We start from the raw sequence: 23,616 nt of genomic DNA, 5'->3' as shown, positions 1-23,616 counted from the left end.
GTCAGTCTCAGCATACCGGCTGACTGTCCGTTCAGTCAATCGCCTTCTTCGGGCAACGAGACGCGCCAGAGGTGCTCGGCAAACGTGCCGGCGCCCGCCCCGAGGCGTCAGCGCGACGCGAAGGCACCTACCGCCCGGCGTGGACCAGCTCGGTGTGCTCGGCCGCCAGTTGCACGGCACCCACCATGCTGGCGCGGTCCCCGAGCGCGCTGATCACGATCGGGGTGTCGGTGACGGAGTCGAGCGCGTGCCGCCGCAGCCCGGTGCGGGTCGGCTCGAGCAGCAGCTCGCCGGCCTGCGGGGTCGCGCCGCCCAGGATGACGATCCCCGGGTTGAGCAGGTTCACCACGGCGCCCAGCGCCCACCCCAGGCGCAGCCCGGCGTCCTCGATCACCCGGCGGGCGGCGACGTTGCCGTCGTTGGCCGCCACGACGACCTCGGCGAAGCTGCCCACGGGGAGCTGGGGTCCGAGCAGCCTCAGCAGGTGCTCGCTGGAGGTGTAGGTCTCCAGGCACCCCCGGCTGCCGCACCGGCACATCGGCCCCTGCTCGTCCACCGTCAGGTGTCCGATCTCCCCCGCCGTGCCGTCAGCGCCCTGGAAGAGCTCGTCGTTGATCATGATGCCGGCCCCCACACCGCTGCCCATCTTCACGAAGACCGACGCACTGTGCCCCCTCCCCTGCCCCTGCCGGTGCTCGGCGAGCGCGCCCAGGTTGGCGTCGTTCTCGACGTGGGCCGCGGCACCGAACACCGCCTCCGTCGCCGCCGCGGCGTCCACGCCCTCCCAGCCGGGGAAGATGGCCGAGGACCGGACGACGTTGTTGACCACCGGTGCCGGCAGTCCGAGACCGACGTGCCGCAGCGGTCCAGCACCGGGATCGATGCGCTCCAGGATCGAGGCCGCCCGCGCGAGGTCCGCCGCGTGACCGCTTGGCTCGGCCGTCACCCACTCCTCGGCCAGGACCCTCCCGGTGAGGTCACCGACCGCGACCGCGACGTGGCTGTGCCCGAAGTCGACGCCCGCCACGACACCGGCCCCCGGGGCGAGTCGCACCGCCGATCCACGTCGCCCGCTGCTCGGCTCGGTCTCCAGCACGCCGGCGGCGGTCAGGTCCCGCACGATGTTGGAGACGGTCGCGTGCGCCAGACCGGTGGCCCGCGCGAGCTCGGCCTGGGTGGGCGCCCCCTGGTCAGTCGGCGTCCGCAGCACCGTCAGCACCCGCCGCTCGTTGGCCGCGCGCAGCGAGGACGTCGAGCCGGGCGCCGCTGACTTCGGGGACGCACTGCGGGGCCTGGCTGAACTGTGCCCGTGCCACGCCATACTGTAGGGGGTCGACGATCAGGCCGAGGCCACCGGTCAGGACATCGCGGCCGCCCCGCCGATCGAGGCCCCGAGCGACGACACGCCCCGCGGGCTGATCATCGCCCTGGTGGTGGGCGGGCTCGGGCTGCTGGGAGCCGGCGGCGCGCTGCTGGCCAGGGTGACGCGCACCTGAGCAGCTCGGAGCTGGCCGAGCGCACCTGGGTGACGTCTCCGGACGTTCATCCCCAGGCGAGGTAGACCGCCAGCATCAGCGCGACGCCCCCGGCGACGAGCAGCAGCACGGCCAGCCCCAGCCCCCGTCGGTCCCGGACCGGCGGGGGCGTGGTGGTGCTGGCCGCGACCCCCGGGCCGTCGGTCGTCCAGCCGGGCGGCAGCTCCGGCACGTGGTCGAAGACCTCGATGTCGCCCAGGATCTGCTCCGGGTCGCGGCCGTCCAGCAGCCCGGTCGCGGCGAGCTCTTCGCGCGCCGCGGCGGCCGTCGCCGTCCGGCGCTGCGGGTCGAACTCCCCCAGGCCCCGGATGAACTGCAGCAGCGGCTCCGGCACGTCCGCGCCAGCCAGCGCCTCCAGCGGAGCACCCGGTGCCGGACGCTGCCCGGTGACCATCTCCAGGGCACTCATCCCCACGGCATACAGGTCGGCCCGCGGGTCCGGGTCCCAGCCCGGCTGACGGCACTCGGGCGCGAGATAGCCCTCGGTGCCCAGCGTGACCGGCCCGTGCGTGAGCCGCGGCTGGTCAACCGCCGCGGCGATGCCGAAGTCACTCAGCCGCAGGTGCGGCAGGTCACGTCCGGTCGCGTCGAGCAGCAGGTTGCCGGGCTTGACGTCCCGGTGGACCACCCCGTGGTCGTGGATCTGCTCCAGCGCGGCGAGGGCCTGGTCGAGCAGCACCGCGGTCAGCCTCGGCGGCAGTGGGCCAAAGTCCCCGATCAGCGTTGCCACCGAGCCGCCGCGCACGATCGGCATGGTGAACAGCACCCGGTCGTCCTCCCCCGCCCAGCCCCCCGGCGTCAGCACGTGCGGGTGCTCGATGCGCACCGCCTGCTCGCGGATAAAGCGCAGCAACGAGGCGGCGTCGACCTGACGCAGCACCTTGGCCGCGACATACTGCCGCTCGCGCCGGTCCCAGGCACGCCAGACCACACCGCCACCGCCCTCACCGAGGGGGTCGACCAGCTCGTAGCGGCCCGCGAACACCTCTCCCACGGCGCCCACTGTAGGCGCCACACGTCTCGGTCGGAGCCGATCGGTGGGATAGTGCGTCCGAGGTCCGGACGAGACGACCGAGGAGGGGCAGTATGCCGACACGCACCAGAGCCTGGATCGCCCGGGCCACAGCGGCCGGGGTGGTGGGTGCGGCGCTGTCCGTCGGGGCGTCCTCGGCCATGGCGTGCGCCTGCGGCGGGATGGTCGGCCCGGACGACGCGAGCACCGTCATCGGCCGCGAGACCGCCGTGCTCCAGCTGCACGAGGGGGTCGAGACGATCCACCTGCAGCTCAGCGCCCACGGCACCGATAGCGAGGCGGGGCTCCTGCTGCCGACACCGGCACCCGCGGAGGTCTCGCTGGGCAACCAGCAGATGTTCGTCGACCTGTTCCGCGCCTCCCAGCCCCGGCACGAGGAGCGCCGGCACCTGTTCGGCCCACGGTGGCTCTTCGTCGGCGACGGCGACGGGGGTGGGGACGGCGCCGGGGCGCCGGGCGACGGTGGTGTCAACGTGCTGAGCGTCGAGGACCTCGGCCCGCTCGAGGCGACGGTGCTCACAGCGGACGACCCGGGGGCGCTCGAGGCCTGGCTCGACGAGCGCGACTACGTGATGAGCGAGGAGTTCGCCTCCGTCGTGCAGCCCTACACCGACGAGGGGTGGGCGTTCGTCGCCGTCCAGCTGACCGCCGAGGGACAGGCCCTCGCCGGCGACCTGCCCCCGCTGGAGGTCAGCTTCCCGAGCGAGGAGCTGGTCTATCCGATGCGGATGTCCCGGGCGGCCACCAGCCACCAGGAGACCCGCACCTACGTGCTCTCCGGGCACCGGGCCGAGCGCACCGACCCGACCGCGAGCAGTGGCTCGACGCCGGAGGTGCTCTTCGCCGGGGAGCTCGACCCGGACTCCCTCGAGTCCGCCGAGCTCCGCGCCCTGGTGGGCAGCACGCCCTACCTGACCACGATCGACCAGGGGTTCTCCCAGCCCGACCGGATGATCACCTCCGACTACACGTTCGCGGCGGCGGCCGACGACGCGCCGTTCCAGCGAGTCATCTACGAGGACACCTACCTCATCCCGATCGACGTGGCGATCATCCTGGGTCTGCTGGTGCTGGCCGCCGGCGCCGTCCTGGTCGTCCTCGTGGTGCGCCTGACCCGGCGGGGGCGACCGGCATGAGCGCCGGCGCGCCGGGCCACGAGGCCAGCCTTCGCGGACAGTGGTTCCACTCCCACGAGGAGGACCAGCCGGGAGTCGCCGTCTACCGCCCCACGTCGTTCGCGTTCCCGCGGGCGCGGATGCCTCGGGACAGCATCACGCTGGGCCCGGACGGCTCGGCCTCCGTGGGCAGGCCCGGACCGGCGGACCGGACCGATCAGACCCCGGCCACGTGGCGCGTCGTGGACGACCAGGTCGTGGTCGAGACCGAGGACGGCCGGGCGCTCCACCTCACTGTCGGTGGCCTCGACCAGACTGCACTCCTGATGACGTCGACCGAGACAGGGAGGGGTGCACATGACGAGCCCGATGCAGGGTGACGACCACGGCGGCGGACCGGCCGAGCCGTTCATACCAGCGACCCGCACCTGTGCCACCGACCGGGTGCACGAGCGGCTGCTGCGGGAGGTGCCCGGCTACGCCGAGCGCCGGGCCACGTGCGAGAACCAGGCCTGGCGTGCGGAGCGGGGCGCAGGCACCGCGGGCCGGGCCGGAGTCACCACCATCCCCGTCGTGGTGCACGTCGTGCACCGCACGGACGAGGAGAACATCTCCGAGGAGCAGATCGCCTCGCAGCTCGAGACCCTCAACGCGGACTTCCGCAACCTGAACCTCGACGGCGGCACCGTGCCGGCACCGTTCGCCGGGCTCCGCGGTGACGCGCGGGTCGGGTTCGAGCTGGCCACCACTGACCCCGCCGGCAACCCGTCGGACGGCATCACCCGCACCAGGACGACCGTCGAGGGCTTCACCGATGATGACGCCGTGAAGGCGGCGGCGACCGGGGGCGCCGACGCGTGGCCGGCCGACCACTACCTCAACGTGTGGGTCGCTCAGCTGGCCGCCGGGCTGCTCGGCTACGCCCAGTTCCCCGGCGGCCCCGACGCGACCGACGGCGTCGTCATCACGCACACCGCCTGCGGCAGCACCGGCACCGCCACCGCTCCGTTCAACCTCGGACGCACCGCCACGCACGAGGTCGGCCACTGGCTCAACCTGCGGCACATCTGGGGTGATGACGGCACCGGCTGCCACGGCACCGACTTCGTGGACGACACCCCCAACCAGGGAGGGCCCAACACCGGCAAGCCGCTCTTCCCGGTCATCTCCTGCAACAACGCGCCCGACGGCGACCTGTTCATGAACTACATGGACTACGTCGACGACGACTCGATGATGATGTTCACCCACGGCCAGGTGACGCGCATGCAGGTGGCTCTGGAGGGGATGCGGCCCACCATCGGCACGGTGAGTCCCGTCGACGAGGTCAGCCTGCGTCAGCCGACCGGGCCGCCTCAGCCGCCTTGCGCCGCTCGCGGAGCGGGTCGACCACCAGGTCCTTGAGGGCATCGCCGGTCAGGGCCACGCCGGCGACCAGCCACAGCCACCAGGGGCCCGGCAGGAACCCCCAGATCGCGACCGCCAGCGCGACCAGTCCGATGACCAGCTCGACCCACGCGACGCCCCTCGCCATCCGCTCCTGCTGCGGGGTCAGCTCCGCGGTCTGCATCTCGGAGTATGCCGCGCGCGCCAGGTTGAGGCGGCCGCTCACCTCGACCGGTTCGCCGGTCAGCGCTGGGTCGTCGTCCTCACGTGGCTGCTCGGCCAGCTGGGCCGCGACCTCGGGCAGGTCGAAGGCGGCGCCGATCCGGGCCAGGAACGCCCCACCGTCCGGGTCGGCCATCGCCTGGCCGACCTCGCGTCGCTGCTCGGCGGTCATCCCGTCGTGGGCGGGCACCTGGTCGTCGCCGAACCGCGGGTGGACCAGGCGGTCCAGCAGCTCACGGGTCTCCTCGTGCGCGGACCCCAAGTCCTGCACCGGCTCCAGCCAGGGTCCCCACCAGGCCATAAGGCGCAGGTCGTCGGCCCCCTTGCCCACGACATACTCGAAGGTCCGCTCCGGGCCGCGCCGGCTCAGGACGACGAACGGCGACCGGGTCGCACCCGGCGGCAGGCCGGTCAGCACCCGCTCGGGCGCGTGCTCGGAGGCCAGGACCGTCCAGCCCTCGGCGTCGTGCCAGGTGACCGGTTCCTTGAGCTGGAGGGCGGCGGCGTTCGCGACGTAGCGCTCGGTGCCGGGCCACGCGTACACCGTGCGCCGGTCCTCGGTGGTTCGCGTGAGCTCCGGCGGCACCTGCTCGAGCGGCACCCCGGCCGTGCCCACCGCCAGCTCCCCGTCGACCACGATGACGGTGCGCATCGCGTGGGCGAGCTCGGAGACGACCTCCTCGACACGCGGGCCGGCCACCGGCGGGCCGTCGGGCTCCGGCAGCATCGCGACCAGCCCGTCCGGATGCACCGCGACCCGGGCCATGACCAGGTCCTCCATGGCCCGCGGGCCCTCCCCCACGACCCCGGCCAGGATGTGGCGTTCGGCGAGCTCCCTGCGCACGTCCTCGGGCCGGGTCCACACCCAGCCGGCCTCAGAGCGGTCCCGGGCGAACAACAGGATGACCGGGATCCAGGCGTCCGGGGGCGGTCCCTGCTCGCTGTGGCTCATGGCGCCATCCTGCCCGATGCCGACGACCGCGTCCGTCACCAGTCAGGTGACTCAGACGGTCTCGTGCTCGTGGAGGAGACGCGTGCTGACCCGTGTCGCGGCGTAGGTCACGGCCAGGAGGTTGAGCACGACCGCGCCGACGAACACGGCCGGCAGGTCCCACACCTCGGCGACCACGCCGCCCAGGAGCGCGCCCAGCGGCATCAGTCCGTAGCCGATCATGCCGCCGGCGCCGCCGACCTTGCCCAGCTTGTCGGCCGGCACCAGCCGCTGGCGCATGGTGCGCCCGACCACGTTGCCGCACATGTTGGTGAAGCCGATCACCAGGAAGGCCGCCGCGATGGACCACGCCTCCGGCGCCAGGACCGGCACGATGAGCAGCGCGGAGTTGACGAACCAGCCGCCGATCAGCAGTGGCACCTCACCGACGCGGGCGGACAGCCGCTCGGCGACCAGCGCACCGGCGACGGCGCCGACGGCGAGGACGGCCAGGAGCAGCGGGAACTGCTCGGGCGACAGACCCACCCGGGACTCCGGACCGACCACCCAGAGCACGAAGACCGCGAAGTAGGCCGTGTTGGCGAAGTTGAGGGTGGAGCCGGTGAGCAGCAGCGGCCGCAGCACCGGGTGGGTGATCTGGAAGCGGAAGCCCTCGAGCAGCTCCTGCCGCTGCCGGCCGACGGGCTCGGGCGTGCGCTCGGCGCGGTAGCTACCACGCAGCCCCAGGCCGATGAGCAGCAGGAACGCGATGCCCAGCGCCACCGGGATGCCGAACACCCAGCCGGCGCCCAGCACGAACAGCAGCCCGCCGACCGGGCCGCCGACGAAGTTGTTGAAGACGGTCTCGGCGCCCATGATCCGCCCGTTGGCAGCGGACAGCCGCGAGCGCGGCGCCACCTGCGGGATGATCGATGAGGCCGCGAGGTCGACGAAGACCTGGGTGATGCCGTAGACCCCGACCGCGGCGATGAGCAGCGGCATGGTGAGCCGGTCGGTGGCCGCGAGCCCCGTCATACCGCCCAGCAGGAGCACCCGCGCCGCGGCGCCGGCCAGCTGCACGTGCCGCCGGTCCAGCCGGTCGACCACAACACCCGCGGCCACACCGAGCAGCAGCCACGGCAGCCAGAAGGCGACCTGCAGCAGCGAGATCTCCCCCGGCGAGCGGGTCAGCGTGACCGCCACGAGCGGCAGCCCGCCAAGGATGATGCCGTCGGCCAGGTTGGCCAGGGACACCCCCGTGAGATGTATGCCGAAGGGCCGGCCCAGGCGTGCGCGCGCCGGGGTCGTGGTCGGTTGCGGTGCTGGCGTCGGGTCGGGGGTGATGCTCGTGCTCATCGGCGCCTCGGTCGGGTCCTGGGTGGTGCTCGTGCTCATCGGTGCCTCCAGGTAGAGTAGGTGCAGAAGTTCATCTGCATAACTTTCTCTGCAAAGGTACCTCTGCACCATGGTTGAGCGCAAGACCCCCGTCGATGCCTCGTCGGCGAACCACCCGCCCTACCTCGCTCCCGCCGTGGACGCGACGGCCATGAAGGCGTTCGCCCACCCGTTGCGCATGGCGATGTACGACTACCTGAACGACCACGGGTCGGCGACAGCGACGATGCTGGCCAGGCACACCGGAGAGAACACCGGGCAGACCAGCTATCACCTGCGCCAGCTCGAGCGGCACGGCTTCGTGACCGAGGACGTCGGGCGGGGGACGGGTCGTGAGCGGTGGTGGAAGGCCGTCGGCTTCAGCATGAACGGCTACGAGATGGCCAAGGACTCGAGCACCCGGCCCGCCATCGAGGCGACGCTGCGCCGGCAGGTCGCCCAGCGGGCGGAGGCGCTGGCCGACTGGTTCGAGCGCTCGGTGACCGAGGACCCGGAGTGGGCGGCCCGCTCGCTGAACAGCCGGGTCACCGCCGAGCTGACCCTCGACGAGGCGACCGCGCTCGGCGAGGCCCTGATGACGCTCCTGCACGAGCACAGTGAGGCCGCCAAGCGAGGGCGTGAGGCGGAGGAGCCCGGAGCGTCAACGGCGCGGCGTCGGGTGCGGATCTACCTGGACGCCTTCCCGCTGGCGGCCGACGACGACTGACCCTGCCCGGTCAGCGAGACCGGACAGGGTCGTCAGGGAGACCGGACAGGGTCGTCATACTTCCTGGTGTGCAGGTCAGCCCTGGGCGGCCAGGGCCTCCTCCACCATGTCCAGCAGGTAGTTGGCGTCGCTGTAGCCGGCGATGGTGTTCTTGCCGCCCGGGAAGGCGCTGATGGCGGTGCCGATCTTCTCGAAGGAGACGGTGACCTCGGCCTCGTCCTCGGTGGCGACGATCGTGTTGGCCTGCTCGGACCAGGTGAAGCCCAGCGGCAGCAGGATGGTGCCGGTCATGTTCGCCTCGCCCCAGACGTACATGTTGTTCTCCTCGAAGGAGCCGACGACGGCCACCTTCGTGTCGGCGATCTGGTCGGCGTAGGTGGTGGCGATCTCCTCCTGTCGGGCCTCGAACGCGGCCTGCAGCTCGTCCACGCCGTCGCTCTTGTTGATCGCGTCGGCGACCTCGACGGTGCGGTGCTGCCAGTTGGCGCGGTCGCCGCCGCGCAGCGTGAAGATGTAGACCGGCGCCGTGTTGCGCAGGTGCTCCAGCACGTCGTCCTCGGTGGTGTTCGGCGCCAGGATCAGGTCCGGCTCCAGCAGCGCGATCTCCTCCAGCTGTGGCTCGCCCAGGTCGGTGACGACCGGCACGTTCGACAGCTCCGGCCACACGTCCTCCGGCACGATCTCCTCGTTGACATCGCCCTGACCGACGGGCATCAGGCCGAGGTCGTACATCGGCTGGGTCGCGGCGTAGTGCAGGGTGACGACCTTCTGCGGGTCCGCCGGGACCTCGACCTCGGTCCCGGTCGCGTCGACGACGGTCCGGGTGTCGGCCTCCGCCTCCTCGGGCTGGTCCTCCGCACCACCGCAGCCGGTGAGCAGGAGACCGAGCGTCACCGCCGAGGCGGTGAGGACGGAGGAGTGGGTGTGTCGCTTCATGCGCTGTGTGTCCTCTCCAGGGTGGTCACCGGGGCGGAGTGTCCCCGGTGTGCAGTGATCACCAGGGGGCCGTCGTTGAGCGGGTCCTCGATGATGGTGGCGTCGATGCCGAACACCTGGTCCAGCAGCGGTGCGGTGATGACGTCCGCAGGCGGTCCCTGCGCGACGATGTCGCCCTCGTGCATCACGATGAGGTGCGAGGCGTAGCGGGCGGCGTGGTTGATGTCGTGGAGCACCGCGACGACGGTGCGTCCCGCCTCCCGGTTGAGGTCGGCGAACAGGTCGAGCAGCGAGACCTGGTAGGAGATGTCCAGAAAGGTGGTGGGCTCGTCGAGCAGCAGGATGGGGCTCTCCTGCGCCAGCGCCATCGCCACCCAGGCGCGCTGTCGCTGACCGCCGGAGAGCTCGTAGACGTCGCAAGGCTAACCTAACTCCGTGGGTGCTCTGCGACAGGGGGCCGGTAGGGTCGTCGGGTGCGCGAACCAGTCACCTTCAGCGACGTGTTGGACCTCGAGATGTCGTATGACGAGGCCCAGGGCGAGCAGCTCCTCCCCCTCGCGCGGGAGCTGCTGGCGCTGGCCGAGGACCCCCATCCCGCCGACGACCACGCCCCGTCCGCCCTGCTCGCCATGGCGGGGCAGTACTTCGGGGACGCCGGTGACGCCGAGACCGCCGAGCAGGTGCTCCGCCGGGCCATCGACCTCGACGATCGTGGCGGCGTGGACCCGCGGTGCTTCCTGATCGAGCTGTATCTGGAGACCGGCCGGGACGAGGAGGCCCTGGCCCTCGACAACGAGACGCGCAGGAGCCGACCTCTCCACGTCGTCACCTACTCGGTCCTGGGGCAGCTCTGGTCCTCGCGCGACCCGCGGCGCGCCCTCGGGTGGTTCAACCGGGGACTGGACCTCGCCGAGCGCACCGGCGAGGACGACAGCGCCACCTACTCCCTGCTCTGCGTCGGCCGCTACCACGTGCGCCGGGGACAGGGGCAGGACCTCGACGAGTATGACGAGATCGCGGTCGACACCCTCGACTCGGCCTGGCAGGACGGGACGCCCGAGGACTGAGGCGCCCTCCGGGGCTGAGACCGCGGCCGCGAGCAGAAGTCGGGTGCGGATGTCAGGGGCCGGTGCCAGACTCGGAAGGGTGCGGCCGACGACGGTCGCAGACGCCAAGGAGGACACGACCAATGCCTCACGGAGACATCACGCACATCGACATCCCGGTCGCGGACACAGCCCGCGCCACGGACTTCTACAGCAGACTGTTCGGCTGGCAGATCGCCGAGGTGCCCGGCTACGAGGGCTACCCCATGTGGCAGGCACCCAACAAGATCAGCGGCGGTGGCCTGGCGCCCCGCAGTGAGAGCTTCACCTCTCCCCGGTCCTACGTCGAGGTCGACTCGATCGACGACACGCTGAGCCTGGCGCGCGAGCACGGCGGCACCGTCGTCATGGAGAAGACCCCGATCAGCGAGACCAGCTGGTTCGCCTCCTTCACCGACCCTGACGGCAACGAGATCGGCCTCTACGAGGGGACCACCGACGCGTCCTGAGCGGCCCACGGTCGCGACCACCGCGGCCCCGACCAGCGCAGCACCGCCCCACCGAGGAGACCGAGGGCGACCGCCAGGCCGTGCTGGTCGCGGACCGCCAGGAGCGTCACCGCAGCCGCGGCCATGAGCAGGACCGGGAGCACCGCAGACCACGACCACCACCCGCTCCCCGGCCAGGCCGTGGCGACCGCGACGACCGCGAGCAGGCACAACGTGGCCATCGAGTTGCCGGCCCCGGTCTGGTCGAGGACGAGCCAGGTGAGCGCGTTGGCCAGCACCCCGCCCACCAGGAAGACGAGGACGGCCGGGACCCCGCGCCATACTGCCCCGACGAGCAGCAGCGTGACCGCCAGCACCGCCAGGTTGAAGGCGGTGCCCGCCCAACCGCCGTCCTGCAGGCCGAGCGCGGTGACCAGGCGCCACCACTGACCCGCGGCGAGGGCCGAGGACTCCCGCTGGCCCCACTTGAGCAGCTCGGGAGCAGCTGCCACCTGCACCAGCGAGGGCACGGCCACGACGCACCACAGCCCGATCGACCAGGGCCTGGGCCGGAGCAGGCGCAGCGGGCTCACGCCCGTGGTCTGGGCGCGGCGGACGACGTCGCCCCGCAGGACGGTCCACCCCGCGAGAAGGACTACCCAGACGGCGACGACAGCGACCGGACCCATGGACTCCCCCCGGCTCAGGCCCCCTCGACCATGACGGTCACGGTGTGCCAGCCGCTGGCCCCGTCCGGCGCGGGCAGGGCCCGCTCGTCGGTCTGCACCTCGCCGGTGCCGTCGGTGGCCCGCACGCTCACGGCATACTCCCCCGGCTCGGCGTCCCAGGTCAGCATCCACTGCCGCCACGAGTCGATGGTGGGCTCCTCGGCGAGGGTGGCCTCCTGCCAGTCCCCGTCACCGATGCGGACCTCGACCCGGTCGATGCCGCGGTGCTGCGCCCACGCGACCCCGGCGATCACCACCTCCCCGGCGTTGAGTCGCTCGCCCACCCGTGGGACGTCGATCCGGGAGGCGGTCTTGATCGGTCCGCGCGCGGACCAGCCGCGCGGCGTCCAGTAGCCCTCGTCCTGGTCGAACCGGGTCACCTTGAGCTCGGTCACCCACTTGGTGGCCGAGACGTAGCCGTAGAGCCCCGGCACCACGAGCCGCACCGGGAATCCGTGCTCGGCCAGCAGCGCCTCGCCGTTCTGCGCGACCGCCAGCAGCGCGTTGCGGTCGTCGGTCATCGCCTCCAGCGGCGTGCCGGCGGTGAAGCCGTCGACGCTGGTCGACAGCACCATGTCGGCCCCCTCCTGGACGCCTGCGCGGGCCAGCACCTCGCGGACCGGCAGCCCGGTCCACACCGCGTTGCCGGCCAGGTTGCCCCCCACGTAGTTGGAGACGCAGGTGAGTGTCACCAGCGCCTCGACCAGCTCCTCGTCGAGGATGTCCTGGAAGGTCATCTCGACCTCGCGGTCGACCATGCCGGTGACCCGCAGCCGCCAGGTCTGCGGGTCGACCTGGGGCACGCTGATGGCGGTGTCGATCCGGTAGAAGGTGTCGGCGGGCGTGATGTATGACGTCTGGCCCGGGACGCCCTGCGAGGCACCGTCTGGGACGGTCACCGGCCGGGCGACCCGGAGCCTGCCGAGCTGGGCCCGCGCGGCCTCGACCACCTCGCCCGCCCGGCTCAGCGTCCGGCCGGCGATGATGCCGAGCGCCCCGACGACCGTCAGCCCGCCGGCCCACCCCAGGACCGCCCGCCGGCTCGCGGCACCCGAGCCCATCGGCGTCGGCACGGCGTCCGGTGCCGCATCCGCCGCCGCGAGACGAGCCCAGAGCCGGTCGAGCGTCACCAGGCCGACGACGGTGCCCACGATCGTGGGCAGCGTGTCCGGCCACGCGAAGTTCGGCCTGCTGGCGACGGCCAGCACCCCGACCACGCCGACCAGCGCGAACGCCCCCAACCCCCACGCGAAATTGTGGTTCCGGCGGTCTGCCTCGCCTCTACGTCTTCGTTTCGTCGGGCGCGCACCCAGCATCCCGATCAGCGCGCACAGGCCCGTCAGGACCAGGCCCATGCCGATCACCAGAGCGAGCTTGTCGTTGGCTCCGAAGGTGCTGATCGCGAAGTCCTTGAGCCACGGCGGGGTCCGGTCGATGAAAGCGCCGGCCACCGCTACGAGTGGTGAGGCCGTGCCGCCCTCCAAGCCTCCGCGCGCGAACAGCGCGGCGCCGATCTCGGCCACCGCGAGGGTGAGCGCGCCCGCGGCGACGCCGACGAGCGCACCAGTGCCCCGGGTGCTCATCGCCCTATGCTCCCACTCCTGCCTGGGAACGCTCGAGGCGCTCGACCAGCCAGTCGCAGGCCCAGCCGAGCAGCACCGCGAGCAGCACGCCGGCGGCGGTGAGCAGGAGACGCTCGGCGGCGACGTCGGCGCGGGCCACCAGGTCCGAGGACGACAACAGGACGATGAGTGGCACGCCCCAGACCACCGACTGCCGGATGTCACCGGCGACGGTCCAGGCGAGGGTGAACACCAGGCACGGCACCACGAGGAGCCAGGCGATCTCACCCGGCACCAGCAGGACGATGGCCGCCGCCACCACCAGCCCGATCAGCGTGCCGACCAGCCGGTCGCGGGCGAGCTGGCGGGTCAGGTGCCCGCGCGGCTGCAGCACCGCCGCGAGCATCAGCACCATCCAGTAACCGTGGGCTACATCCAGCGCGAACGCAGCCAGCAGTGCGGCCACGGCACCGGCGGCCATCCCGGCGGCGTGCACCACCGCGTCCAGCCGGCCCACCGGCTCGGGCTCCTTGGCCACGCCGAGGGCGCGTGCGGTGGCCGCGACGGTGACCACCCCCAGCACGGTGCCGGCCAGGGCGACGAGCGGGTCCTGCGGGAACCCGGACGTGGCGCCGAAGGCGACCAGCATCGGTGCGAGCGCCGCGAGGCCACGGCTCGACCGGTTCAGCGGCGCCTGGGCCAGGCCCGCGAGGGCGATCACCAGGGCGGCGAGCCACGGCCGCTGCGCGGTGAGCAGCCCGAGCGGGCCGGCGAGTGCCAGCACCGTCAACGCCCCGAGCCGGGCCGGCACGTCCGCCCTGGCGATGGCGACATTGGCACCGGCCACGACACCCAACATCACCCAGACCGCGGCCGCCAGGCCGAGCCACCAGGCCGCGAGCACCGCGACGGCCAGCACCGGACCGAGCACGATCAGGGCGACGACCAGCGCCTTGCGGGGTGGCAGCGACAAACTCATGGCTCTCGTCCTCGGTCCGCGCGGGTGCCTCCGACCAGTATGCCGCGCCCCAAGAGTCGCGGACAGGGTCCCGCGTGGTCAGTCCCGGGCGTGGGAGTGGTACTCCTCGTTGGGCACCATCCCGATGGCGCTGGCGACCCGGTTGGTCATGTTGAACATGCCGATGACCTGCACGAGCTCCATGATCTGGTGGTCGTCCATACCGACCTCGCGCAGCGGCTCGAGGTCCTCCGGCCCGACCTCGTCCGGCGCCCGGGTGAGGCGCTCGGCATACTCCGCGATGGCCCGCTCACGCGGGGGCAGGTCGGCCTGGCGCCAGTTCACCGCCACCAGGTCGGAGGTGACCGGGTCTGCGGAGTGCTCGCGCAGCGCGGCCCCGTGGGAGACCGTGCAGTAGGTGCAGCGGTTGATACCGCTGACCACCACTGCGACGAGCTCCCGCTCGGCGTTGGTCAGGTGGCCCTCCTTGTTGACCAGCAGGTTGAAATAGCTCCACCACGCCAGGAACTGGTCGCCGTTGACGGCCTGGGCCCGGAAGACGTTGGGCACGAAGCCGAACGCCTCCTGCGACTTGTCCCACAGTCGGGCCACGCCCTCGGGCACGTCGTCGCGCCCGGGCACCGTCAGGAACGAGATCTGCTCAGTCATGGCGGCACGGTACCGCTCCGGCGGGACGGCACGGCAGCGGGATAGGTTCGGGGCCGGAGGTGTCGCGATGATCGTGAGCAGTGAGCGGTTGCTGGGGCCGGACGGGTCGTTCGCGCCAGGCTGGGTACGGGTCGACACCGACCGTGGGCTGGTCGCGGAGATCGGCGCCGGGCAGGCACCGGGTCCGGTGGACGTCACCGGGGAGTATGTCGTGCCTGGCCTGGTCGACATCCACTGCCACGGCGGGTCGGGAGCCAGCTTTGCCACGACCGACCCCGAGGAGGCGCGCGCCGCGCTGGCGCTGCACCACCGGCACGGCACCACCTCCGTGGTGGGCTCACTGGTCACGGCAGGTCCGGAGGAGCTCGAGCGCCAGGTGGCGGCCCTGGTGCCCCTCGCCGAGGGCGGGGAGATCACCGGGATCCACCTGGAGGGCCCGTGGCTCAGCCCGCTGCACCGCGGTGCCCACGACCCCGGCCAGCTGCGCCCGCCGACGCGTGAGGAGGTCGAGCGGCTCCTGCACGCGGCCCGGGGTCACCTGCGCATGGTGACGATCGCGCCCGAGCTGCCGGGGGCGATGGAGGCGATCTCCCTCCTGCGGCAGGCGGGCGTGGTCGTGGCCGTCGGCCACACGGACTGCGACGCCGACGGTCTGCGGGAGGCCGTGCGTGCCGGGGCCAGCGTGGTGACCCACCTGTGCAACGCAATGCGCCCGATCCACCACCGCGACCCCGGCCCCATCCCGGCCGCGCTGGCCGAGGAGGACCTCACGGTCGAGCTCATCGTCGACGGCGTGCACGTGCACCCCGAGGTGGTCTCGCTCCTGCACCGCGCCTCGCGGGCGCGGGTTGCGCTGGTCACCGACGCGATGGCGGCAGCCGGCTGCCCGGACGGCTCCTACGAGCTGGGCAGCCTGGCCGTGGAGGTCGTCGACGGCGTCGCACGGTTGGAGGGCAGCGACTCCCTCGCCGGCAGCACCCTCACCCTCGCCCGGGCGGTGCGCACCGCCCGCGCTGCGGGGATCCCCACGGCGGACACCCTGGTCGCCGCGACCAGCACCCCCGCCCGGGCGCTCGGCCTCGACCGCGGCACCCTCGCGCCCGGCGCCCCCGCCGACCTGCTGACCCTCGACGAGGACCTGGTCCCCACAGGCGTCTGGCGCGCCGGCCAACTCCTGAGTTGACGCTCCCCCGGCCTTTGAGCTGACGCTCCCCGGGCCTTCCAGCCCCATCTCGTGGGTCACTCTGGTGCGCTCTGCCGACACCCGCCTTCCCCTGCGAGATCCCGGAGGGAAGTGACTACAACTCGTACGTCAGCCCCGGCTCGGCGAGCTCCACCTCGCCGGGCCAGACCTCGGCGGCCTGCGCACGGCATACTGCCGGGTCGTTCCAGGCCGGGATGTGGGTGAGCATCAGCCGCCGCACCCCGCCCGCGGCGACCGCGGCCTCGGCGGCACGCCGGCCGGAGAGGTGGATCCCCGTCGTGGTGTCGCGGCCCTCGACGAACGCGCTGTCGGTGAGGACCAGGTCGGCGTCGGCCATGAGCGGGCCGAGCGCCGGGCAGGAGTCGGTGTCGCCGGTGTAGGCGAGTGTCACGTCCCCGACCGAGACGCGGTAGCCGTAGGCCTCGACCGGGTGGGTGACGCGCACTGGCACGAGACGGAACGGCCCGATCGTGAACTCGCGGCGGTCGGCCACCGGCAAGAACGCGAAGACGTCGCCGAGGTCTGTGGGGTGCTCGACCCCGTGCGCGCGGGCCATCCGCTCGGCGGTCCCGTCCGGCCCGTGCACCGGCAGCCGACGGTCGAACGGGCCGGTCGGGTGGTGGCTGCGCATGACGTGCAGCCCGGTGAGGTCCAGGCAGTGGTCGGGGTGCAGGTGGGACAGGACGACGGCGTCGAGCGCGAGCGGGTCCGTGTGCCGTTGGAGGGCGCCGAGCGCGCCGCTGCCCAGGTCGAGCACCAGGCGCCAGTCGCGCCCGCCGTGCTCGGCCTCCAGGAGGTAGCAGGACGCGGGGCTGTCCGGGCCGGCGAAGGACCCCGAGCACCCGATCACGGTGAGTCGCAGCGTCATTCGCCCTCCCGCCCGACGTAGGCCCGGCCGACGTGCTCCACCTCGGGGCCCAGGAAGCGGCGCGCCAGCGGGGTGAAGCCGTGCGGGTCGCCGGTGGTCAGGAACTGGTGCGTCGGCTCCCCCTGGGACTCGGGGCGCAGCGTGTCGGTGTCGGTGAGCACCCGGAAGAGCTCGGCCGCCGTGGCCTCCGCCGAGGAGACCAGGGTGACGCTCTCGCCGAGGACGTACTGCAGGACCGACCACAGCAGCGGATAGTGCGTGCAGCCCAGGATCAGGGTGTCGATGTCGGCCTCGATGAGGGGCGCGAGATACTCCCGCGCGGTCGCCAGCACCTCCGGCCCGCTGGTGATCCCGGCCTCGACGAACTCCACGAACCGCGGGCACGGCTGGCTGAAGAGCTTGACGGTCGGCGGGGCCGCGGCGAAGGCGTCGAGGTAGGCCTTGCTCTGGTGGGTGGCCGCCGTGGAGATCACGCCGACGCGCCCGCTCTGCGTCGCCGCCATCGAGCGTCGCACGGCGGGCCGGATGACCTCGATGACGGGCACGTCATAGCGTTCCCGGGCGTCGGCGAGCATCGCCGCCGAGGCCGAGTTGCACGCGATGACCAGGGCCTTCACCCCGTGGTCGACGAGGCGGTCCAGGCACTCCAGGGCGTACTGCCGCACCTCGGCGATCGGCCGCGGACCATAGGGCGCACGGGCGGTGTCCCCGAGGTAGAGCACGGCCTCGTGGGGCATCTGGTCCATGACGGCCCGGGCCACGGTGAGCCCACCGAAGCCCGAGTCGAAGACGCCGACCGGAGAATCCTGCACCGGCAAAGGCTATGCCTGCTGGGGCGAAGCCGGGGCCTCGGCGCGGACGAAGGGGTTGCTCATGGCGCCGATGCCCTCGACCTCGACCTCGACGCGCTGGCCGGGCTCGACCAGGCCGACACCGGCCGGGGTGCCGGTCAGGACCACGTCGCCGGGCAGCAGCGTGAACGCCGCGGAGGCCACCTCGATGAGCGCCCCGATGCCGTGCACCATGTCCGCCGTCGTGCCGTCCTGGCGGACCTCGCCGTCGACCCGGCTGATGACCCGCAGGTCCGAGGTGTCCAGCTCGGTCTCGATCCACGGCCCGAGCGGGCAGAAGGTGTCGATGCCCTTGGCCCGCGACCACTGGCCGTCCGAGCGCTGCAGGTCGCGGGCGGTCACGTCGTTGGCGACGGTGTAGCCGAGGATCACCGACGCTGCGTCCTCGGCCCGCACGTCCTTGCACATCCGCCCGATCACCACGGCCAGCTCGGCCTCGTAACTGACCTCCTGGGTGATCGACGGCATGACCACCGGGTCGCCCGGCCCCACCACGGAGGTATTCGGCTTGAAGAACAGGCCGGGCACCTCCGAGACCGACCCGCCCATCTCCCGGGCGTGGTCGGCGTAGTTCCGCTGCACGGCCACCACCTTGGACCGCGGGATCACCGGCGCGAGCAGGCGCACGTCCTCGAGGTCGTACTTCTCACCGGTCAGCTCGATCTTGGTGTAGAGCGGGTCGCCGGTGATCGAGACGATCCGTTTGCCCTCCCCGTCGACCAGGCCGAACTCGGGATCCTCACCTGTGGTGAACCTGCAGATGCGCATGGGCACAAGAGTATGTCGTGGCTCACCGGTCCCGGGCCGCGGCGGCTCGTCGTTGCCTCGCGTGACCGACTCGCCTGCTTCCCTTGACAGATTGGTAACGTATCGGTTACTAATTGTCCATGGACCCGTTCACCGCCATCGCCGACCCGGTGCGGCGCGCCCTGGTCGAGCGGCTCTCCGGTGGCCCGGCCCGGGTCGTCGACCTCACCGCGGACCACGAGATCAGCCGTCCGGCGATCAGCCGGCACCTGCGCGTCCTGGGTGCGGCCGGGATCGTGTCCGCCGACGACGTGGGTCGCGAACGGCACTACCGCCTGACCCCGGGCGGACTCGCAGCGGTTCAGACCTGGCTCGGGGGGCTGGGGGCGGTCGCGACGGCCACGCCGGGTCCACGGGTCCCGGAGCACGTCCTCGACGGCCTCGACCTCGAGGTCCGCCGCGCCGGCCGCGACCGCGGACAGGCGACACCACCAGGCACCATAGAGACCAAGGAGACAGGATGACCACCCCGACGAGCACCCAGAGCAGCAGGCGGGAGCTGGACGGCCAGACCTTCGTCGAGTTCACGCGCACCTTCCGCGCCCCCATCGAAGACGTGTGGGCGGCGGTGACCGAGTCCGCGCGCCTCGCCCGGTGGATCGGCGAGTGGTCCGGCAACCCCGCGGAGGGCGAGGTCCGCTTCCGGATGTTGTTCGAGGGAGAGGCCGCCACCGCCGACCCGCTGACGATCGACCGGTGCGAGCCCCCGCGACTGCTGCACGTGACCACGGTCGTGAACCACGCCGACCCGGACCCGCTGGCCTGGCATCTCCGTCTGGCGCTGAGCGAGGCCGCCGGTGTGACGACCCTGCGCTTCGCTCAGGAGCTCTCGGACCCGGCCGCGGCCGCCGAGGTCGGACCGGGCTGGGACTACTACCTGGATCGGCTGGTCGCAGCCGAGACCGGCGGGGACCCGGCCACGATCAACTGGGACGACTACTTCCCGGCCCTGGCGCAGCACTACCGCAACCTGTTCGCCTGACCCTGCCCACGGCATACTGACGGCGCGGTTCGGCTGCCGATTTCTACAATCCCCGGCCGCCGTTCGCGTCGTAGCGTGCGAACCATGGATGTGGATGCCGCGACCCAGACGATGATCGACAACCTCCCGGCTCGGACCGGCCGCTCGCTGGAGGAGTGGTTCGCGCTGCTGGACACCGCCGCGCCGGCGACGCACGGTGCGGCGATGGCGCTGCTCAAGGGCGAGCATGGGGTCTCCCACGGCTTCGCCAACCTGGTGGCCTCCCAGCACCGGGCCCGTGCCGCCGGTCCCGTCTCCGCGGAGGACCTGGTCGACGCGCAGTATGCCGGGGCGAAGGCCCACCTGCGGCCGATCCTGAGCCGCCTGCTCACCGAGGTGGGCGGCTTCGGCCCCGACGTCGAGGTCGCACCCAAGAAGACCGGGGTGTCGCTGCGGCGCAGCAAGCAGTTCGCCCTGGTGGAGGCGCCCAGCGCCAAGCGGGTGCAGCTGGGCCTGAACCTCAGGGGCACGGCGCCCACGGAGCGGCTCCGGGCGGCCGGCGGGATGTGCACCCACCGGGTCGACGTCACCGGTGAGGCAGAGGTGGACGAGGAGCTGCTGGGCTGGCTGCGCGAGGCCTACGACCGGGCGTGACCGTGGGCCGCCGGCCAGGGGTCCGGCCGGTGATCAGGTGAGCGGGCTGACCGGCACCTCGTCGAGCGGGACGAACAGCGCGGCGTCGGCGCCGAACTCGGCGACCCGGCGCGCATACTCCGCCGGCGTCCACCCGCAGAACCTCCGGAACGCGCGGATGACGTGCGGCTGGTCGTAGTAGCCCGACTCGACCGCGACCGCCGACCAGGCCGCGGCACCCGCCTCCCGACCATCGAGGGCGGGGTCGGCCAGCCCGGTGACCAGTCGGTGGAAGCGCAGCACCTGGGCGTAGCTCTTCGGCGACAGCCCGGTGGCGGTGCGGAATCGGGACAGCAGCGTCCGCTGCGACGCGCCCGCGACGAGGTCGCTGACCGGGCGGTTGGGGTCGGCGTCGAGCGCGGCCAGTGCCTCGATGACGAGCGGGTCGGGCCGGGACCGGGTGCGCGCCCGACGGGCGAGCAGGACGTCGACCAGCCGGTCGAGCGCCACCTCGGGGGCATCGCGGCGTCCCGCAGCGGCGACGTCCTCGAGCCCCGGCACCAGGGCACGGGCGTCCTGCACCCGTCCGGCCACGGCGGGACCGGCGGCGTCGGTGACGGCGCCCAGCCCGGCCGGCAGGACCTCGACGCCGACGTGCCGGATCACCGGTGGCGACTCGATGACCAGGAACTCCGTCTGCAGACCGGACAGGAAGGTCTCCCCCACCGGGGTGGGCGCGCCGGACCGGTCGTACACGGCATACGGATCGGAGAGGTTGACGATCAGGTGGACGAAGGGCAGCGGCAGGATCTTCTCGAACCGCCGCACCCGCGGCGCCTCCAGGAACCACAGCCGGGAGACCAGGTCCTCCAGCCCCGGCGGCGGGGGCCGCTCCTCGTAGTGCATGTGACGGCCCTCAGCCTCGATCGATGGGGAGGACCTGGACCGGGCCCGCGACGCCGACGGACACCGTGGAGCCCACGTCGTGGGAGCCGGCCCCGCTCATCCGGGCCAGCAAGCGGGTCCCGGTGGCGAGCTCCAGGTGGTAGAGCGTGTCGTGGCCGAAGAACTCCCGACCGGCGACCACCCCCGAGACGCCCTGCGGACCTGCACCGACGAGGACCTGCTCCGGGCGCACCACGACCTCGACCGGGCCCGCGGGAGCCTGGGCCGGCAGCGTGCCCAGCTCGAAACGGACCGCGCTGCCGTCGCTGGTCCCGGGCAGGATCGTGCAGTCCCCCACGAACCGCGCGACCCACTCGTCGACCGGTCCGGCATACAGCGCGTCCGGGCTGTCCTGCTGGACGATCCGCCCGTCTCGCAGGACCACGACCTGGTCGGCTGTCGACAGCGCCTCGTCCTGGTCGTGGGTGACGAGCACGGTGGTGGTCCCGGTCTCGCGCAGGATCTGGCGGACCTCGGTGCGCAGCTCGACCCGCAACGACGCGTCGAGGGCGCCGAACGGCTCGTCCAGCAGCACGAGCGTCGGCCCAGGGGCGAGCGCCCGGGCGAGGGCGACGCGCTGCCGCTGCCCGCCGGAGAGCTCGTGGGGCAGCCGGCCACCCAGCTCGGGCAGGCCCACCAGGTCGAGCATCTGGGCCACCCGGGCATCCCGCTGGGCCCGGCCCGGGCGGGGCACCCCGGCCCGCGGCGACCGCAGCCCGAACGCGACGTTCGCGGCGACGCTCTGGTGCGGGAAGAGGGCGGCCTCCTGGGGCACCAGCCCGATGCGCCGCTGCTCCGGTGGCACGCCACGCGGCCCGTCCACCACCGGCCGCCCGGCCAGCTCGATCTGTCCGGACCTGGCCGGGTGCAGACCGGCGATCACCCGCAGCAGCGTCGTCTTGCCGCACCCGCTGGGCCCGAGCACGGCCACGAAGGCACCTGTCTCGACCTCGAGGTCGATGCCGTCGAGCACGGTCGTGGGGTCCTCCCCGGCCCGCCGCGCGGGATAGCCGGCCGACAGGCCGCGCACGCTCAGCGCGCTCACGATGTCCCCAGTCGCCGGGAGAGGAGGAAGGCGGGCACGCTGGCGATCACGACCAGAACGATCGCATAGGGGGCCGCGGCGCCGTAGGCCGCGATGTCGGTGAGCTGCCACAGCCGGGTGGCCAGGGTGTCGGTGCCGGTCGGGCGCAGCAGCAGCGTGGCGGGCAGCTCCTTCATCACGGTCAGGGCCACGAGCAGGGCCCCGGCGGCGATGCCCGGCCAGGCCAGCCGGGCCGTGACGGCCGTCCAGACCCGCACCGGCGAACGCCCCAGGGAGCGGGCGACGTCCTCCAGCTCCAGCGGCACCTGCCCGACGGCGGTGCGCACCGAGCCGGCGGCCTTGGGGACGAACAGGATGCCGTAGGCCAGCACCAGCACCCACAGGGTCTGGTAGAGGGAGGGCAGCAGCAGGAGGGCCAGGTAGACCATGGACAGGCCGAGCACGATCCCGGGCAGGCCGTGGCCCAGGTAGGTGGCGGTCTCCAGGGCGCCGACGGTCCGGGCTCGGTGGCGCGCCGAGAGGATGCCGATCGGCAGGGCGAGCAGTGCCGCCAGGACCGCGCCACCCAGGCCGAGCAGGACCGTCGTGGCCGCGGCCTCCGCCAGGCGGGCCGCCTCGAGCTCTCGCTCGGCGACGCTCTGCACCGCGCGGATGGTCATCGTCACCACGGGCACCCCGATAGCCGCGAAGCACAGCCCGGTGAGCGCACCCGCGGCCAGCAGCTGCCCGCCAGGACCGAGCCGCGCCCGGGCCGCGGCCTCGTCCACCCGGACCCGACCGTGGCCTGTGTCGCGGCGCCGGACCGCCCGTTCGAGCACGACGACCACGAGGGCGAGCGCCACCAGGATGAGGCAGAGCACCAGTGCCAGGGAGCGGTTGAAGGTGCCGCCGAAGGCGGTCTGGATGGACCAGGTGAGCGCCGGGAAGCGCATGATCGCGACGGCACCGAACTCGCCGAGGGTGTAGAGCGCGACCAGCAGCGCGCCCGCCCCCGCGGCGGGCGCGATCTGCGGCAGGGTGGCCGACCAGAAGGCCCGCAGCGGGCCAGCTCCCAGCGTGCGGGCCACCGCCTCGGCGTCGGTGTCGGCGCGCAGGAGCGCAGCTGTCACCGGCAGCGTGACGTACGGCGAGCTCACCAGCGTGATGACGATCACCGACCCCCAGAACCCGCGCACCGGTGTGAGAGACACCCAGGCGAACCCCGCGACATACGACGGCACCGCCAGGGGCAGGGCGGTGAGGACCTGCCAGCCCCGGCGCCAGGCCAGGTCGGTCCGGGCGATCAGGTATGCCGTGGGGAGACCGATCAGCAGCGTCCCCGTCGTCACGGTCACCACGAGCGCGATCGTGTTGAGCGTGAGGGTCTGGGTCCGCGGCCGCCAGAACGCCTGCCAGACCGAGCCGTCCGGCTGGGCCAGCAGCTCGGTGACGATGAAGACGACGGGCGTGGCGACCAGCGCGACCACGGCCGCCGCCAGGAGGAGCAGCACCGGGCTGGGCCGACTGCGCGTGGTCCGCAGCCGGCCCAGCCCGGCCGGCGGGCCCGTCCCAGCGCGGGGTCGGACCGCGAGATCAGGTGTCACGGGAGGGTG

General features: G+C 72.8%; 27 protein-coding genes and 1 pseudogene. 10 read left to right on the top strand and 18 right to left on the bottom strand.

The window, feature by feature from the left end; genetic code table 11:
• Positions 1-127: 127 nt before the first annotated feature.
• The 4 genes from MWU75_RS09945 to MWU75_RS09940 are packed head-to-tail and all read right to left on the bottom strand — an operon-like array spanning position 128 to position 2,529.
• Entirely contained in the window at positions 128-1,219 is a 1,092-nt protein-coding gene (locus tag MWU75_RS09945) for an ROK family transcriptional regulator (RefSeq protein ID WP_247090103.1), read from the bottom strand.
• Positions 1,191-1,316, bottom strand: a complete 126-nt coding sequence (locus MWU75_RS19940; protein WP_281497046.1) for a hypothetical protein — start codon at positions 1,314-1,316, stop codon at positions 1,191-1,193. Before MWU75_RS19940 ends, MWU75_RS09945 begins: the two co-directional genes overlap by 29 nt.
• Before the next feature lie 41 nt (positions 1,317-1,357).
• A complete protein-coding gene (locus MWU75_RS19935) occupies positions 1,358-1,492 on the bottom strand; it encodes a hypothetical protein (RefSeq protein WP_281497045.1) in 135 nt (44 codons plus the stop codon).
• A 50-nt stretch (positions 1,493-1,542) separates the two neighbouring features.
• Complete coding sequence (locus MWU75_RS09940) at positions 1,543-2,529, bottom strand: serine/threonine-protein kinase (RefSeq protein WP_247090101.1); 987 nt, start codon at positions 2,527-2,529, stop codon at positions 1,543-1,545.
• 92 nt (positions 2,530-2,621) lie between these two features.
• On the opposite strand from MWU75_RS09940, the gene MWU75_RS09935 reads away from it, so the two are divergent.
• Genes MWU75_RS09935 through MWU75_RS09925 form a run of 3 tightly spaced genes read left to right on the top strand, consistent with a single transcriptional unit; the run spans position 2,622 to position 5,087 of the window.
• Positions 2,622-3,704, top strand: a complete 1,083-nt coding sequence (locus tag MWU75_RS09935) for a DUF2330 domain-containing protein (RefSeq protein WP_247090099.1) — start codon at positions 2,622-2,624, stop codon at positions 3,702-3,704.
• A complete protein-coding gene (locus MWU75_RS09930; RefSeq protein ID WP_247090097.1) occupies positions 3,701-4,063 on the top strand; it encodes a hypothetical protein in 363 nt (120 codons plus the stop codon). The genes MWU75_RS09935 and MWU75_RS09930 overlap by 4 nt, the downstream gene beginning before the upstream one ends.
• A complete protein-coding gene (locus tag MWU75_RS09925) occupies positions 4,041-5,087 on the top strand; it encodes a zinc metalloprotease (protein ID WP_247090096.1) in 1,047 nt (348 codons plus the stop codon). The genes MWU75_RS09930 and MWU75_RS09925 overlap by 23 nt, the downstream gene beginning before the upstream one ends.
• Here MWU75_RS09925 and MWU75_RS09920 read toward each other — a convergent pair.
• A complete protein-coding gene (locus MWU75_RS09920; protein ID WP_247090094.1) occupies positions 5,011-6,243 on the bottom strand; it encodes a DUF2892 domain-containing protein in 1,233 nt (410 codons plus the stop codon). The two genes, MWU75_RS09925 and MWU75_RS09920, sit on opposite strands and share 77 nt — an antisense overlap.
• 51 nt (positions 6,244-6,294) lie before the next feature.
• On the bottom strand, positions 6,295-7,617 hold the full coding sequence (locus tag MWU75_RS09915; protein WP_247090092.1) for an MFS transporter: 1,323 nt from the start codon (positions 7,615-7,617) through the stop codon (positions 6,295-6,297).
• 70 nt (positions 7,618-7,687) lie between these two features.
• On the opposite strand from MWU75_RS09915, the gene MWU75_RS09910 reads away from it, so the two are divergent.
• Complete coding sequence (locus MWU75_RS09910) at positions 7,688-8,323, top strand: helix-turn-helix domain-containing protein (protein ID WP_247090091.1); 636 nt, start codon at positions 7,688-7,690, stop codon at positions 8,321-8,323.
• 75 nt (positions 8,324-8,398) lie between these two features.
• Here the strand turns inward: MWU75_RS09910 and MWU75_RS09905 are convergent, their stop codons facing one another.
• Positions 8,399-9,259 (bottom strand): ABC transporter substrate-binding protein, encoded by an 861-nt coding sequence (locus MWU75_RS09905; RefSeq protein ID WP_247090089.1) that lies wholly within the window; start codon positions 9,257-9,259, stop codon positions 8,399-8,401.
• Positions 9,256-9,666: pseudogene (locus tag MWU75_RS09900) on the bottom strand (ABC transporter ATP-binding protein); the annotation flags it as partial. The pseudogene MWU75_RS09900 and the gene MWU75_RS09905, both read right to left, overlap by 4 nt.
• A gap of 66 nt (positions 9,667-9,732) precedes the next feature.
• Here MWU75_RS09900 and MWU75_RS09895 point away from each other — a divergent pair.
• Both MWU75_RS09895 and MWU75_RS09890 read left to right on the top strand, forming a co-directional pair.
• Positions 9,733-10,326, top strand: coding sequence for a hypothetical protein (locus tag MWU75_RS09895; RefSeq protein WP_247090087.1), 594 nt, complete (start codon positions 9,733-9,735; stop codon positions 10,324-10,326).
• A gap of 122 nt (positions 10,327-10,448) precedes the next feature.
• Positions 10,449-10,814: a VOC family protein gene (locus tag MWU75_RS09890; RefSeq protein ID WP_247090085.1), complete on the top strand. Its 366-nt coding sequence runs from the start codon at positions 10,449-10,451 to the stop codon at positions 10,812-10,814.
• Here MWU75_RS09890 and MWU75_RS09885 read toward each other — a convergent pair.
• From MWU75_RS09885 to MWU75_RS09870, 4 genes are all read right to left on the bottom strand, one after another.
• Positions 10,787-11,482: a hypothetical protein gene (locus tag MWU75_RS09885; protein ID WP_247090083.1), complete on the bottom strand. Its 696-nt coding sequence runs from the start codon at positions 11,480-11,482 to the stop codon at positions 10,787-10,789. The two genes, MWU75_RS09890 and MWU75_RS09885, sit on opposite strands and share 28 nt — an antisense overlap.
• Before the next feature lie 14 nt (positions 11,483-11,496).
• Entirely contained in the window at positions 11,497-13,104 is a 1,608-nt protein-coding gene (locus tag MWU75_RS09880; RefSeq protein WP_247090081.1) for a molybdopterin-dependent oxidoreductase, read from the bottom strand.
• Positions 13,105-13,108: 4 nt separating this feature from the next.
• On the bottom strand, positions 13,109-14,062 hold the full coding sequence (locus tag MWU75_RS09875; RefSeq protein WP_247090078.1) for an FUSC family protein: 954 nt from the start codon (positions 14,060-14,062) through the stop codon (positions 13,109-13,111).
• A gap of 78 nt (positions 14,063-14,140) precedes the next feature.
• Positions 14,141-14,710: a peroxidase-related enzyme gene (locus tag MWU75_RS09870; RefSeq protein WP_247090076.1), complete on the bottom strand. Its 570-nt coding sequence runs from the start codon at positions 14,708-14,710 to the stop codon at positions 14,141-14,143.
• A gap of 67 nt (positions 14,711-14,777) precedes the next feature.
• Here MWU75_RS09870 and nagA point away from each other — a divergent pair, with 67 nt between their 5' ends.
• Positions 14,778-15,893: an N-acetylglucosamine-6-phosphate deacetylase gene (nagA, locus tag MWU75_RS09865; RefSeq protein ID WP_247090075.1), complete on the top strand. Its 1,116-nt coding sequence runs from the start codon at positions 14,778-14,780 to the stop codon at positions 15,891-15,893.
• A 115-nt stretch (positions 15,894-16,008) separates the two neighbouring features.
• On the opposite strand, the gene MWU75_RS09860 is transcribed toward nagA, so the two are convergent.
• The 3 genes from MWU75_RS09860 to MWU75_RS09850 are packed head-to-tail and all read right to left on the bottom strand — an operon-like array spanning position 16,009 to position 18,401.
• Positions 16,009-16,776, bottom strand: a complete 768-nt coding sequence (locus tag MWU75_RS09860) for an MBL fold metallo-hydrolase (protein WP_247090171.1) — start codon at positions 16,774-16,776, stop codon at positions 16,009-16,011.
• Positions 16,777-16,778: 2 nt separating this feature from the next.
• Positions 16,779-17,594, bottom strand: a complete 816-nt coding sequence (murI, locus tag MWU75_RS09855) for a glutamate racemase (protein ID WP_247090073.1) — start codon at positions 17,592-17,594, stop codon at positions 16,779-16,781.
• Positions 17,595-17,603: 9 nt separating this feature from the next.
• A complete protein-coding gene (locus MWU75_RS09850) occupies positions 17,604-18,401 on the bottom strand; it encodes a fumarylacetoacetate hydrolase family protein (RefSeq protein WP_247090071.1) in 798 nt (265 codons plus the stop codon).
• 119 nt (positions 18,402-18,520) lie between these two features.
• On the opposite strand from MWU75_RS09850, the gene MWU75_RS09845 reads away from it, so the two are divergent.
• The 3 genes from MWU75_RS09845 (at position 18,521) to MWU75_RS09835 (ending at position 20,055) form a co-directional block, all read left to right on the top strand.
• Positions 18,521-18,904 carry a metalloregulator ArsR/SmtB family transcription factor gene (locus MWU75_RS09845; RefSeq protein ID WP_247090069.1) on the top strand — a complete coding sequence of 128 codons (384 nt, stop codon included), beginning with the start codon at positions 18,521-18,523 and terminating at the stop codon, positions 18,902-18,904.
• Complete coding sequence (locus MWU75_RS09840) at positions 18,901-19,422, top strand: SRPBCC family protein (protein ID WP_247090067.1); 522 nt, start codon at positions 18,901-18,903, stop codon at positions 19,420-19,422. The genes MWU75_RS09845 and MWU75_RS09840 overlap by 4 nt, the downstream gene beginning before the upstream one ends.
• Positions 19,423-19,506: 84 nt before the next feature.
• A complete protein-coding gene (locus MWU75_RS09835; protein ID WP_247090065.1) occupies positions 19,507-20,055 on the top strand; it encodes a DUF5655 domain-containing protein in 549 nt (182 codons plus the stop codon).
• A gap of 33 nt (positions 20,056-20,088) precedes the next feature.
• On the opposite strand, the gene MWU75_RS09830 is transcribed toward MWU75_RS09835, so the two are convergent.
• Genes MWU75_RS09830 through MWU75_RS09820 form a run of 3 tightly spaced genes read right to left on the bottom strand, consistent with a single transcriptional unit; the run spans position 20,089 to position 23,607 of the window.
• Positions 20,089-20,940: an AraC family transcriptional regulator gene (locus MWU75_RS09830; protein ID WP_247090063.1), complete on the bottom strand. Its 852-nt coding sequence runs from the start codon at positions 20,938-20,940 to the stop codon at positions 20,089-20,091.
• Positions 20,941-20,950: 10 nt separating this feature from the next.
• Positions 20,951-22,024: an ABC transporter ATP-binding protein gene (locus MWU75_RS09825; RefSeq protein WP_247090061.1), complete on the bottom strand. Its 1,074-nt coding sequence runs from the start codon at positions 22,022-22,024 to the stop codon at positions 20,951-20,953.
• The gene (locus tag MWU75_RS09820) at positions 22,021-23,607 is read right to left on the bottom strand and encodes an iron ABC transporter permease (protein ID WP_247090059.1); all 1,587 of its coding nucleotides are present in this window, start codon (positions 23,605-23,607) and stop codon (positions 22,021-22,023) included. The genes MWU75_RS09825 and MWU75_RS09820 overlap by 4 nt, the downstream gene beginning before the upstream one ends.
• Positions 23,608-23,616: the final 9 nt, after the last annotated feature.

The sequence above is a fragment of the Ornithinimicrobium sp. F0845 genome (assembly GCF_023015765.1).
Classification (GTDB): domain Bacteria; phylum Actinomycetota; class Actinomycetes; order Actinomycetales; family Dermatophilaceae; genus Ornithinicoccus.
The sequence above is the reverse complement of the archived record's forward strand: the minus strand, read 5'-3'. Positions and strand labels throughout refer to the sequence as shown.